Source organism: Thalassotalea fonticola, assembly GCF_032911225.1.
In the GTDB taxonomy this organism is placed as follows: domain Bacteria; phylum Pseudomonadota; class Gammaproteobacteria; order Enterobacterales; family Alteromonadaceae; genus Thalassotalea_A; species Thalassotalea_A fonticola.
On sequence record NZ_CP136600.1, the window covers coordinates 212,056 to 226,118 of the forward strand.

Genomic DNA, 14,063 nt, shown 5'->3' on the forward strand with positions numbered 1-14,063 from the left:
ATATCGAAGATAACCTTACAAATTAACCTTTTGGTGAAAATAATTAAATGAATGAATCTGTATATCAAAAGCTTGAAATAATAGTAGAGCGTTTTGAAGAAGTGCAAGCGCTACTGTCTGATCCGGAAGTAATTGGTGATCAGAATAAATTTAGAGCTTTATCACAAGAATTTTCGCAGTTAGAAGAAGTGACTAAAGTCTTTGGCGATTACAAACAAGCAGAAGATAATTTTGCCATGGCACAAGACATGATGAAGGACGAAGATCCTGACATGCGTGAAATGGCTCAAGAAGAATACAAAGATGCAAAAGCTGAAATTGAAAAATTAACAGGTGATTTGCAAATCCTATTAATTCCGCGTGATCCTAACGATGACAATAACTGTTTTGTTGAAATAAGAGCGGGCGCTGGTGGTGATGAAGCGGCTATTTTTGCCGGTGATTTATATCGTATGTATACTCGTTATGCTGAAAAGCAAGGCTGGCGCACTGAAATTTTAAATATGAATGAAAGTGAGCAGGGCGGTTATAAAGAAATTATCGTTAAGCTTGCCGGTGAAAGTGTTTATGGAAAAATGAAGTTCGAAAGCGGCGGCCATCGAGTTCAACGTGTACCTGAAACAGAATCACAAGGTCGAGTTCATACGTCCGCTTGTACTGTAGTAGTTATGCCAGAAATCCCTGAGTCGCAAGCGATAGAAATTAATAAAGCTGATTTAAAAGTTGATACTTTCCGGGCCTCTGGTGCTGGTGGTCAGCACGTTAACAAAACCGACTCAGCGATACGTATTACTCATATCCCAACTGGCGTAGTAGTAGAGTGTCAGGATCAACGTTCACAGCACAAAAACCGCGCACAAGCGATGTCTGTATTACAGTCTCGTTTACAACAGGCTGAAGATGAAAAGCGCCGCAGCGAAGAAGAGTCTTCTCGTCGTAATTTAGTGGCCAGTGGCGATCGTTCTGAACGAATTCGCACCTATAACTATCCACAAGGACGTATGACAGATCACCGTATTAACTTAACGCTATACCGTTTAGGCGAAGTGATAGAAGGTAATTTACAACTTGTACTTGATCCTATTTTACAAGAAAACCAAGCGGACCAACTTGCGGCCCTTGCCGAACAAGGCTAAAGCTTACTTTGCACGCACCTAATGTAAACCCGGCTATGGTAGGGTTAACTACTATTAAGCAGCTTTTCGATTATTCGAAACGCTGCTTTTTAGCATTTGAAAATGACTTTGATGCCAAGGTAGACAGCCAAAGCTTACTGGCTACTGTGCTTGATAAACCAACAAGTTATTTAAGCACTTGGCCAGAGAAACAGTTAACTGAAGCACAAATATCTTTATTTGGCAGCTTTGTGAAACGTAGGTTAACAGGCGAACCTGTTGCGTTTATCACTGGCAGGCGCGAATTTTGGTCATTAGAATTTTTAGTCGCTCCATGTACACTGATCCCAAGACCTGACACAGAAATATTAGTTGAAACCGTGTTGGATAATAACCCAACCGAACAACTTGCCTTGTTAGATTTAGGTACTGGCACTGGCGCAATAGCATTAGCGTTAGCTTCAGAGCACAAACTTTGGCAGATTGATGCAGTTGAATTTAACTGTGATGCGGTACTTCTCGCCCAATCAAATGCGCGACAACTTGATTTAACTCATGTTGCTATTTATCAAAGTGATTGGTTTAACGCCATCGATAAAAATAAACGTTTCAACGTGATAGTTTCCAACCCACCTTATATAGCAGATGATGACAAACATTTAGTTGAAGGTGATATTCGCTTTGAGCCAAAATCAGCATTAGTTGCCAGCGATGAAGGTTATGCTGATATTCGCCATATCATTGATACAGGAAGGGCGTTTCTAAGTGCAAATGGCCAAATGTATTTAGAGCATGGCTTTGAACAGGGCAAGCGAGTGCAAGCTTTGTTTGCTGAATATGGCTATCAAGAAATTGAAACCATTAATGACTTTGGCGGTAATCCTAGGATCACCAAAGCAATATACGGTACTAGAAACCGACCTTAGTCGTCCCGTACTTGATACGGGATCTAAATAAGTGACCCCGTTAAAATCTACTGAGCGTTAAGGCGTTGGCCATTTACGGCTTTGCTATCATCACTCATCAAGTATAAATACAATGGCATTATGTCCTCGGCTTCGGCGATTAAGCTTTTATCTTCAGCAGGAAACGCAGTCGCTCGCATACTTGTTTTAGTTGCACCTGGGTTAATGGCATTAACTCGTAAACTTGAACCTTCATATTCATCTGCAATTACTTGCATCATGCCTTCGGTTGCAAATTTTGAAATGCTGTACGGTCCCCAAAATGCACGGCCTTGATTACCCACTCCTGATGTTGTAAAAATCAGTGACGCTGAATTTGATTGAGTCATTGTCGGAATTAATGCCTGGGCAAGTTGCATTTGTGCATTTAAATTCACTTGCATGACATCTTGCCAAATTTGCGCACTAATTTGCGTAAATGGTGTTAGCTCACCCAATATTGAAGCGTTTAAAAGCGCACCATCAATGTGCTTTAGTTGGCCAACTATAGTGGAAACCATATCTTTGTAATGCTGGGCTGTCGCACCTTTCATATCTAACGGAATAATCGCAGGCTCAGGGTAGCCCAAATTTACTATTTCGTCATAAACTTGCTCAAGCTTTTCAACGGTTTTACCTAGTAAAACAACGGTAGCACCAAATTTAGCGTAATTAAGCGCGGCGGCACGGCCAATGCCAGCTCCTGCGCCGGTGACTAAAATAGTTTTATTTTGCAGACAGTTAGGTTGAGCTTGATAATCGAACATAGTTAATCATTATAAAAATTTATATTAGCGCTATTCTACCTGTAGTGAATGCAGCTTTCGAGAATATTTTAAAAAATATATTTGTTTATATTTTGTTGGAAGTTGTAAAAAAGTGTAGCAAACTGCTAAATGTTCCGGTAAGTTATAATTATCATGTGTAACTGGTCGTACTAGTTAACAATAAAAAAACTATTCGCTAACAAAACAATAACATTAAGCGATGATACTACAGTCCTTTGGGGAGCAAAGATGAAAAAACTACTAATTGGCCTCGCAATTGCGAGCGCACTTGGTGTGTCTGGTTGTGATGATGAAACCATTGCCGACATTGAAAAAGAAAATAATGTTGTAAGTGCAACTGGTACTGATACTAGTTTTTCAAAAGTTTCAAGAGTTAGGTTCGATCCTGCTGCCGGAGATGTTGCTCCACCAAATGATCTACTGTTTATTGGTACTGAGGATGGCACACTAAACATCCCTTTAAATGGTGGTGATCCTACCGATTTTTCTAACCCATTTGTTGCAGCTAATGCGCTTGACGGCTGGTCAACAAACCAACCATTCGTGTTAAATTTCGATTTTGCTGATGGAGTATCATTAGATCCTGCATCGTTATTTGATATTGGCGCCATTGCAATTTATGAAGTTGTTTTAGGCGCAAATATTGATGATGCAGACTGTGCTTCAGTACCCGCACTTGTTGGCTGTAAACCGGTAAAAGAACTAGTATTGACTGACGATTATTTTGTGCAAGCCATGGGTAGTAGCCTAGCCGTTATTCCATTAAAACCATTAAAGCCTAAAACAAGCTACATAGTCGCACTAACAAATAAATTAAAAGATACCAATGGTGATGCAATCAATGGTTCACCTACTTATAATCTGATCAAACAAGATGTAAACGAATCACCTATTTCGAACCCTGATCTTCTGGGGTTACAGCAATTAACTAATAGTTATGAAGACATTGCTGAAGGTTTTGGACTGAATAAAGACGAAATTATTTATACCATGACCATGACGACACAATCAGTTGGTGATGTTTTAAGTGTAACTAAACAGTTATTAGCAGCTTCTGTAACGCCTAATGCTTTGTTCGCGCCACCATCGGTTATTGTTGCCGATACAAATTTAACCGCTGCAGATGCATTAAATGCAATGCTTACAGAGTTAGGTGCAGATCCTCTTAGCGCTGAACAATTTGGCTTATATTCGAGTGCCAACCTTTATTCTGGCTCGGTAACTATCCCTAATTACTTCACTGAACCTTCAATGGAAAATCCAATGGCGCCAATTAATGTGCCATGGAAAGCATTATGTGATTCTGGTGTTACATTAGCTGGATTAAAAGATGCGCTAGGAGAAAATGCCGCACAATTAATTCCTGCTGAACCACAAAGTGTTGATGACGGAGTTTGTATGGCACTTAGCAAAGGTGCGCTAAGAGAAACAAGTAGTTGGAATTTGTCAGCCGCAGGTATTTCTACTCCAATTGATACAGAGCGTAACCTAACTAAATATAATTCAATTCCAAAAGTTACCGGCACGCAAACTGTTGATGTACAAATGACAGTGCCGGATATTGATACGGTAAACTACATTAGAACAACTATGATGGGCCTAGAAGCGTTATCTATGCCTGAAAATGGCTGGCCGGTGGCTATTTTAGCGCATGGTTTTACACGTAATAAAGAATTTATGTTACCAGTTACTGGCGCGTTATCATTAAATGGTATTGCAACTGTAGCAATTGACCATCCATTACATGGCAGCCGCGGCTATGATTTGGACATGGATGGCACCATGGACATAGAGGCAGGTGCTAACCCGTTTGCTTACATGAATATTGGTAATTTATTGCAAATGCGAGATAATCTTAAGCAAAGTGTTACTGATACCTTAGCTTTACGTTTAGGTTTAAACTTTAGTAATGCTCCTATTGATTCAACGCAAGTACATTACCTAGGACATTCACTAGGCGCTATGAGTGGCGTTAACTTTTTAGCGTTAACCAATTCAAGCTTAGACCCTATGATCGATCCTCTTTTTGCTATTCAAGACGCTTCTCTTGTTTCTCCTACTGGCGGCGCCGCGAATATGGTATTGGATTCACCTTCATTTGGACCTTTAGCTAAATTTAATTTAGCTTATAGCCAGTCGGCTGATTTTAAAGGTGCTGTTGATGCTACGTTTGGCGAAGCAGGACCTACACCTGATCAAATGGAAGCCTTTTGGAATGACTTCGTCGCTTCTGAACATCCAGCATTAGGTGAATTGAATGGTGCATTTGAACAATTTGTCTTTGCTGCGCAAACTATCACAGATTCTGCGGATATGATGAATTATGCTCAAAAGTTAGTTGATACGGGTACTCCGCTACACACCATTGAAATTATTGGTGATGGTATGGATAATTTGCCAGACCAAGGTGTAATTAATAGCGTAGCCTCAGCTCCGTTAGCCGGCTCTACACCACTTATAGATCAATTATTAGGTCTATCAACTGTGTCAGAAACTACAATGGCGGAAGAAGGTACTATATCTGGCGCTGTTAAGTTTCTAAATGGTCATCATAATTCATTGGTTTGGCCTGGTACTCGACCTGAGTCGATGGATGCTGTACTTAGTGCACGAGCTACTCAAGAAATGCAAATGCAAATAGCTACTTACTTTGCCTCTGGTGCAAAAGCTATCGTAATTACTGATGAAGCTGTTGTTAAGTAATATATAGACACAAAAAAACATGTTTAAAAAGGAGGCTATGCCTCCTTTTTTGTTTCAACTGATCAGTAATCGTGTAAAATCGTTTTATATTAATTTTAATCATTCAAGTATTAGGAGAACTTACTTGGAATTTCTTTATGAATACGGCTTGTTTTTTGCCAAAGCCATCACCTTTGTTATCGCCGTTATTGCAATCATTGCCGCCATAGCTGGTGCAGCCCACAAACAAAAACACAAAAAGGGTGAGTTGGATATTACTGATTTGTCTGAGCAATTTGATGACGTTGAACATCATATGACTGAACATTTACTTAGCAAGGAAGAGTTTAAGCAACACGAAAAAGAATTAAAAAAACAACAAAAGCTGCAAGACAAAGCAGATAAAAACAGCGAGAAAGAAACACCGCATCGTTTATTCGTTGTTGACTTTAAAGGCAGCATTGACGCTCGTGAAGTGAATAGTCTGCGTGAAGAAATTAGCGCGATATTAGCCGTGGCCAATAAAGATGATGAAGTGTTTGTGCGTCTTGAAAGTGGCGGTGGTATGGTGCACGGTTACGGCCTGGCTTCGTCACAACTTGACCGAGTTCGCCAGCAAGGTATCCCATTAACAGCCTCTGTTGATAAAGTTGCAGCAAGTGGTGGTTATATGATGGCCTGTGTTGCTGATAAAATTATTTCAGCTCCGTTTGCCATTCTTGGCTCTATTGGCGTAATAGCGCAAATTCCAAACTTTAATAAACTGCTGAAAAAAAGCAATATTGAATTTGAGCAATTAACTGCAGGTGAATACAAGCGTACGTTAACTATGTTTGGTGAGAATACTGATAAAGGCCGTGAGAAGTTTGTTGAAGAACTTGAAGAAACACACTTATTATTTAAAGAGTTTGTTAGCGAACATCGTCCATCATTAGATATTGCTAAAGTAGCAACGGGTGAACATTGGTTTGGCTTAAAAGCGAAAGAGCTGGGTTTAGTTGATGATATTCAAACCAGTGATGATTACTTATTACAGGCGTCAAAAGAGCGTAAAGTAATTGCTATTAAATATGAAGTTAAAAAAGGTCTGGCGGAAAAGTTTGGTAAAGCGGCATCTATCTCGGTAGAAAATGTAGTAAATAAGCTTTGGCAAAATAACCGCATTTTTCCAAGCTAAGATAATCTTATAGCAAGCGGGTTAAATATTTAATCCGTTTGATTTTAGTCTTTGGGGTAATGATGAAACAACAATTTTGGCATGACTGTTGGGACAACACTCATATTGGTTTTCACCAAGATGAGTTACAACCGTTATTAGTTGAGTATTTTCCAAATTTACTTGAGCCACAAGACAGTCGAGTATTTGTGCCATTATGCGGTAAAACTTCGGATTTATTTTTCTTCGCTGACCGATTTAAAGTGATTGGTAACGAATTGAGTGCGGTCGCCTGTCGAGATTTTTTTCAAGAAAATCAACTTATTCCAAAAATTCAGGAAACCATGTCGTTTAATATTTACCAGCAAGGCAATATTGAACTTTATCAGGGCGATTTTTTTGCTCTTTCACCAGAGCAATTTCAACCATTTGACTGGATTTATGACCGCGCTGCGTTAATCGCATTCCCTCAGGATATGCGAATTGAGTATGTACAGCATATTAAGCATTTTATCAAAGCAAACACACGAGTGTTTTTGTTAACCCTAGAATTCCCTCAAGAAGAAATGTCAGGTCCGCCATTTTCAGTGGATGAAAATGAAGTTATGCGCTTGTTTAAAGATTACAAGATATTAAAGAAAACACAGCGTGATTTAACCGGTCAAAAGTTTGCTCGCAGAAAATTTCCTGTCACTAAGTTAATCGAAAAGCTTTATATTATTTCAAAGTAACTATCCTTACGAAAGACGAAAGACGAAAGACGAAAGACGAAAGACGAAAGACGAAAGACTAAGGACTAAGGACTAAGGACTAAGGAGAGGGAAGTTATCAGGCTCAAAAAAGGCGCTAAATATTATAGCGCCTTTATTATATCTTAAACCATTGCTAATCGATCTTCTGATCTTTCAAATGATGAAAGTCAATACGGTCGGTACTTGTGTCATCAACAGAATTGAATACTTCCTCATCAAACTGACCTTCAGACTTACCAACAACAACCGTAACCATAGAATCGCCAGTAATATTAACCGCAGTACGGACCATATCTAATAAACGGTCAACACCAATTATTAAGCCGATACCTTCTACAGGTAAACCAACTTGGGCTAATACCATGGCAAGCATGATTAAACCTACCCCTGGAACACCTGCTGTACCCACGGAAGCAAGGGTAGCTGTGACTATCACCATTAAGAAGTCACCAACACTTAAATCAATGTTAAATACTTGTGCAATAAACACTGTTGCCACACCTTGCATGATTGCAGTGCCATCCATGTTAATGGTTGCACCAAGCGGAACAGTAAATGAAGCAATAGAATTATCTACTCCTAATTTTTTGGTGGCAGTATTCATTGTTGAAGGGATAGTGGCATTACTACTTGCTGTACTAAAAGCGAATAGGGCCGTCGTGCGCATTTTCTTTAAGAAAATAATTGGGTTTAAACCGGTTAATGCTTTTAAAATTACCGGATAAGTAACCAGTGCATGAATAATCAATACTCCTAATACTAATAAGAAATAGGCAAGTAAATTCATGATCGTGCTCATTTCTATTTCAGCAAAGAGAGTGGTCATTAAGCAGAACACACCATAAGGAGCAAGGTTCATCAAAATAACAACCAAGCGCATGATGACTTCATTAAAGTCTTCAAACAGTTTTGCAATTCGTTCACCAGCTTTTCCTGCCAAGGCTACCGCCAATCCAAATAACAAGGCAAAAACGATAATTTGCAGCATGTTACCTTGTACAAACGCATCAAATGGGTTGCTTGGAAACATATCAATAATAACTTGTGCTAACGAAGGTGCTTCTTTGGCGCCATAGGTAACATCCGCGGTCATATTCACGCCTTCACCCGGAGCAACGACTAAAGCTGCTAATATAGCGATTGAAATCGCAATAGCAGTGGTCATTAGGTATAAACCGACAGCCCTACCACCAATACGGCCAAGTTTGGAGGTGTCGTTAAGTGAGCAAGTACCACAAATAAGTGATACAAAGACCAAAGGTACTACTAACATTTGTAAGCTTGATACAAATATTTTCCCACCTATTTCAAAAATACCATCGACAAAAAAGCCGCGTACAGAAAAGTCAAAAAGGTAGAGAGGGATCAGCAGATCACCATTTTTAGGTAGCATTGCTTGAAATATACCGCCAAGAATAATACCGGCAATCATGCCTATTACTATTCGGCGAGTTAAACTATTCGCACTTTCTTTATTCATATTGCCCACTTGTCTAGTTATAGTTATTTTAACCTTATCAATTCTACTACCTTTTCAATAATAGTGATAATGGTATGTTAATGAATTTATTAAAATTAAAACCTGTATTTATTGTTATCTATTTGAATAAAGTTCGCCAATAAATTTTTTGTAGTTAAGGGTAACTATTTTGTAATTAATCAGTTAAGATGAGATTAATCAAAATAAAAATAAAGTCAGGGAGAGCGCTTTTTATGAAGCAATTTCAGCATTTTTTCTACCTATTCTTACTAATGTTCTTAACTGCTTGTGACGGTGACTCTTTTACCGCAGAAGACAAAGACGACGTTAATCCTCTAGAGCCTACTACCACCGTAGAACTTACCATAAATAATACCTATGTTGATGCAGCTACTCCTGCAACGGTCACTGCAAAAGTGCAAACGGATGGGGTTGCAGTTGAAAATATTGTTGTCACCTTCAGCTCTGAAATTGGATTATTCGATGTTGAATCATCAACTGCTCTTACCAATTCGGATGGCATAGCTACAATAGGCTTAACCGCGGGGGCCGTTGAGGGAGCTGGAACGATTACCGCCTCCATTGAAACCGGTGAACTCGGAACTATTGGTTTCGAATCTGCGGGTGATGGTATTGACCCTGATGCTAACCAAAACCAAGGCGATACAGACAACGTAGTGTTAGTGAATATGAGTATTTCTGCCAGGCAGGTTTCTGCTGACACTTTTCAAATTGTTACAGCAAATATCTCCGATCTTGATGGCCCAGTTGAAGGTGCTGTAGTTACATTTTCTGCTACAACTGGTTATTTATTGCCAGCATCTGGCACAGCATTAACCAACAGCAATGGTGATGCAACTATTATCATTAATGCCGATAATGTTGAAGGGGCAGGTAACGTAATTGCTACTGCGCCTAATGGTGAATCAGCCACAATAGGCTTTATAAATGCTGGCGATGGCGGTGTTATTGCTGGTAAACAAGTTAAGCTCAGTTTATCAAATAACCAAGTATCTGCAGCAAGCCCTGCAACAGTTATGGTAACCGTAACTGATGAAGATGGCGCAGTTGCTGGTGAAGTTGTTAATTTTTCTAGCAGTATTGGCGTATTAAACCCATTTTCAGGAACTGCACTTACAAATGCGACAGGTGTAGCAACGATTACTTTGATGGCAGGTAATGTTGAGGGGGCAGGATTAATCAGTGCGGCATTGGTAACTGGTGAATTTGACTCGCTTGGTTTCTCAACTGCAGGCGATGCATCTGAAGTAGCTGGTAATGAGGTAACCTTGACTGCATCGATAACAAATATCTCTGATGGAACGCCATCGGTATTAACAGCAACAGTAACAAATGCTGGTGACCCTGTTGTTGGTGAAGTTGTTAATTTTTCATCAACTTTAGGTTCGCTATCTCCTGTTTCTGGTACAGCGCTAACGAATGCTTCTGGTCAAGCTGTAATTACGCTTAGTGCTGGTACTAACGCCGGAGCTGGAGTTGCATCGGTTACATTAGAAAATGGTGCAACGGATAAAGTTGGTTTTGAAACCGCTGGTGATGCAAGTTTAATCTCTGGTAATAGTGTTACATTAAGTATTTCAGCTACTCAAGTAGATGAAGCTAATCCTGTGACTATCTCTGCTTTGGTGAGTGATGAAAATGGGCCTGTAGTTGGTGAAGTTATAAGCTTTTCAACCTCGCTTGGTGTTTTCTCACCAGTGTCGGGAACAGCCTTAACTGATGGAACTGGACTTGCAACTATAGTGTTAACTGCGGGTAGTATAGAGGGGGCTGGTGTCGTTACGGCTACTCTCGCTAGTGGTGAGTTAGATACCATTGGTTTTACCACGTTAGGTGATGCATCTGAAATCGCCGGAAAATCAGTTAGTGTAGCTATTTCTAATGCATCAATTGATGCCAACACTCCTGCTACTTTAACCGCTACTGTTACTGATGCTGGTAACCCTGTTGCTGGAGAGGTTGTTAATTTCTCTGCTACATTAGGATTATTATCGCCAGCTTCAGGTACGGCATTAACAGATGTTAATGGTTTAGCTACAATTACTTTAAATGCAGGTAATGTAGCAGGTGCTGGGGTTGCTTCAGCAACCTTAGACTCAGGTGCGACGGATCAAGTCGGCTTTGAAACTGCTGGCGATGCAAATTTAATCTCAGGTAATATTGTTTCATTAAGTATTTCAAATACTCACGTTGATGAAGCAAACCCCGTGACTATATCCGCTATGGTGAGTGATGAAGACGGCCCTGTAGTTGGGCAAGTAATACGATTCTCATCATCTCTTGGCGTCTTTGCTCCTGTATCAGGAACAGCATTAACTGATGGTACTGGACTTGCTACCATAGTATTAACTGCTGGTAGCATAGAGGGGGCTGGTGTCGTTACGGCTACCCTTGCTAGTGGTGAGTTAGGTACCATTGGTTTCACAACGTTAGGTGATGCGTCAGAAATTGCTGGCAAATCAGTTAGTGTAGTTATTTCAAATGCATCAATAGATGCCAATGCACCAGCTACATTAACCGCTACCGTTACAGATGCTGGAAATCCGGTTGCTGGAGAAGTTGTGAACTTTTCTGCTACTTTAGGTTTATTATCACCTGCCTCTGGTACGGCTTTAACAGACGTAAATGGTTTAGCGACCATAACTTTAAATGCCGGTAATGTAGCCGGTGCTGGTGTCGCTTCTGCAACCTTAGATTCTGGTGCTACTGATAAAGTTGGTTTTGAAACAGCAGGTGATGAATCATCCACTGTTAATACACTAACGTTAACAATAGATAATACAAGTATTGACAAAAATACTCCTGCAACGTTAACGGCAACGCTGCTAAATGGCTCTGATCCTGTTGCTGGCGACGTAGTTACATTTACGACTTCTTTAGGTTTATTTGCCCCGGCAAGTGGTACTGCACTTACCGATGTAAATGGTGTAGCAACTATTACCTTAACTGCCGGTGACGTTGAAGGTGCAGGCCTTGTGACTGCTCGCTCAAGTAATGGGCAAGTTGACACTGTAGGTTTTTCTACTGCTGGCGATCAAGTATCTGTGATCAGCGTTGATGTAATATTAGTTGAGCCAGGTACATCTAATGAAATTTCAGTAATTAATGCCACAACACCAGGGCAATTGATTGCCACCGTTACTGGTATTAATAAACAAGTTATTGTTACTTTTACAACTGATATAGGTGAGATACCTATCCCTACAGCGATTACAGATATTGGTAATAATCAAGCTGTTGTGGATATTTATGCTGGTAATGATCTCGGTGCAGGCACCGTGACTGCAACACTCAAAGATGGTGAGACCGGTGAAGCCTTGCTGGTGGTTGGCGCGAATAACTTAAGAATGGGTAGTGGTATGCCATTCACAGAAAATGTTGCCGAATTAACTTTAGCGCAAGTATCCGCTGGTGGCACAAGTGTTGTCACTGTAGATATTGTAGATGAAAATGATAATCCGTACACGCTTCCGGTAGAAGTTTCGTTCAGCTCAAATTGTGCTTTATTAGGAGATTCTACTTTAAGTAGTCCAATAACAACTTCTAACGGCAGTGCATCAAGCACCTATCTTGCGCAAGGTTGTGTTGGCGATGATCCTATCACTGTATCGGCGAATGCTGGCGGAGTTAACTTAACTGCTTCCACCACAATTAATATATTAGGCGCAGATGCCGGTAGTATTGAATTCATAAGTGCCAGCCCTGAAAATATCTCATTAAAAGGTGTAGGCGGTGAGGAAAGCTCAGTTGTTAAGTTTAGAGTATTGGATACAACGGGCAATCCAGTAAATAATACTGTTGTTGATTTTTCATTGAATACAGAAGTTGGTGGTATCAACTTAGACCCTGTTTCAGCCACATCTGATAATGAGGGTATTGTACAAACGATTGTTAATTCAGGAACCGTAGCAACATCGGTTCGAGTTACAGCAAGTATCAATGGTTCATTGCCTTTAATTTCGTCCCAGTCTAGTTTATTGGTAGTATCGACAGGTATACCAGATCAAGATAGCTTCAGTCTTTATGCTGAATATCTAAACCCAGAAGGTTGGGATGTATTTGGTACACAAGTTTCTGTAACTGCCAGTTTAGCGGATGCTTTCAATAACCCAGTTCCAAATGGTACCGCGATATCTTTTACCACTGAAGGCGGGACAATTGAACCATCTTGTATTACCACAGATGGTGTATGTTCAGTCACCTGGACAAGCACAAATCCTAAACCTGAGGGTAATGAATTAGGTGGTCCAAATGTTCCTGAAGTGATAAATACCATGGGACAAAAATTTGGCGGAAGAGCAACTATATTAGCTACTGCAATTGGTGAAGAGTCGTTCCCTGATTCAAATGGTAATGGCAGATTTGACGCAGCAGAAATGGCAGCCTTTGCCGGTAATGATGTGAGTGGTAATCCATATGATTTACCGGAAGCGTTCGTTGATCACAATGAAGATGGTGCATTTAATTTATTAGCTACAGGCGGTGAGAATGAAGAATTTACAGACTTTAATTTTGATGGTCTATACGATAATGCAGATACCATGTATAACGGCAGTTTATGTGCTGAGCCTGCGCATGTAGGATGTGCTACAGAGCAATCGTTAAATGTTCGTGGTTCTCTTGTACTTGTAATGTCTGGTAGTGATGCGTATTTAACCGTTAATGCAACAATTGATGCTCATGAAACGATTGATGATATTTCTGATTTAGTCGTTAATATAACCGGTGAAAATACAGGAGCTGCAAGTGTGATAATTGCAGATTTACACAATCAACCAATGCCAATAGGCACAATCATTGAGTTTACTGCAACCGCAGGCTCAATTGTTGGTCCGGATACGTTTACTTGGTCAAATGATAACCATAACGGTGGTCGAGCATTTAGTGTGTCTATTAAAGGTGAAGATGAGGCGAAATCGGGAGGCCTAATTGTACAAATTACAACCCCTTCTGGCGCTAGCACTACATATTCTCCGGTAAGTATTGTTATTGATGAACCTGCGGTGGTTGTTCCTTAAGGTAAGCAAGGTCACATTTTAGTAAAAGCCTCGCAAGAGGCTTTTTTTATGGAAGAAGTACACAGGAATAGTTAAATCTGCTTGTTATTTGAGCAAACAGGACAAAT

At 40.1% G+C, this 14,063-nt stretch carries 8 protein-coding genes; 6 read left to right on the plus strand and 2 right to left on the minus strand.

Going from position 1 to position 14,063, the window contains the following annotated elements:
* The first annotated feature begins 47 nt into the window (after window positions 1-47).
* Together prfA and prmC are read left to right on the plus strand one after the other, a co-directional pair.
* The gene (gene prfA, locus RI844_RS00940; RefSeq protein WP_348396613.1) at window positions 48-1,136 is read left to right on the plus strand and encodes a peptide chain release factor 1; all 1,089 of its coding nucleotides are present in this window, start codon (window positions 48-50) and stop codon (window positions 1,134-1,136) included.
* Window positions 1,137-1,144: 8 nt separating this feature from the next.
* Window positions 1,145-2,041, plus strand: a complete 897-nt coding sequence (gene prmC / locus RI844_RS00945) for a peptide chain release factor N(5)-glutamine methyltransferase (protein WP_348396614.1) — start codon at window positions 1,145-1,147, stop codon at window positions 2,039-2,041.
* Window positions 2,042-2,088: 47 nt separating this feature from the next.
* Here the strand turns inward: prmC and RI844_RS00950 are convergent, their stop codons facing one another.
* Entirely contained in the window at window positions 2,089-2,826 is a 738-nt protein-coding gene (locus tag RI844_RS00950) for a YciK family oxidoreductase (protein WP_348396615.1), read from the minus strand.
* A 249-nt stretch (window positions 2,827-3,075) separates the two neighbouring features.
* On the opposite strand from RI844_RS00950, the gene RI844_RS00955 reads away from it, so the two are divergent.
* From RI844_RS00955 to RI844_RS00965, 3 genes are all read left to right on the plus strand, one after another.
* Entirely contained in the window at window positions 3,076-5,550 is a 2,475-nt protein-coding gene (locus RI844_RS00955) for a VolA/Pla-1 family phospholipase (protein ID WP_348396616.1), read from the plus strand.
* 124 nt (window positions 5,551-5,674) lie between these two features.
* Window positions 5,675-6,706 (plus strand): protease SohB, encoded by a 1,032-nt coding sequence (gene sohB, locus RI844_RS00960; RefSeq protein WP_348396617.1) that lies wholly within the window; start codon window positions 5,675-5,677, stop codon window positions 6,704-6,706.
* A 62-nt stretch (window positions 6,707-6,768) separates the two neighbouring features.
* Window positions 6,769-7,416 (plus strand): thiopurine S-methyltransferase, encoded by a 648-nt coding sequence (locus tag RI844_RS00965; protein ID WP_348396618.1) that lies wholly within the window; start codon window positions 6,769-6,771, stop codon window positions 7,414-7,416.
* 154 nt (window positions 7,417-7,570) lie between these two features.
* Here RI844_RS00965 and RI844_RS00970 read toward each other — a convergent pair whose 3' ends face one another.
* On the minus strand, window positions 7,571-8,917 hold the full coding sequence (locus RI844_RS00970; RefSeq protein WP_348396619.1) for a dicarboxylate/amino acid:cation symporter: 1,347 nt from the start codon (window positions 8,915-8,917) through the stop codon (window positions 7,571-7,573).
* 233 nt (window positions 8,918-9,150) lie between these two features.
* Here RI844_RS00970 and RI844_RS00975 point away from each other — a divergent pair, with 233 nt between their 5' ends.
* Window positions 9,151-13,956, plus strand: a complete 4,806-nt coding sequence (locus RI844_RS00975) for a beta strand repeat-containing protein (RefSeq protein WP_348396620.1) — start codon at window positions 9,151-9,153, stop codon at window positions 13,954-13,956.
* Window positions 13,957-14,063 lie beyond the last annotated feature (107 nt).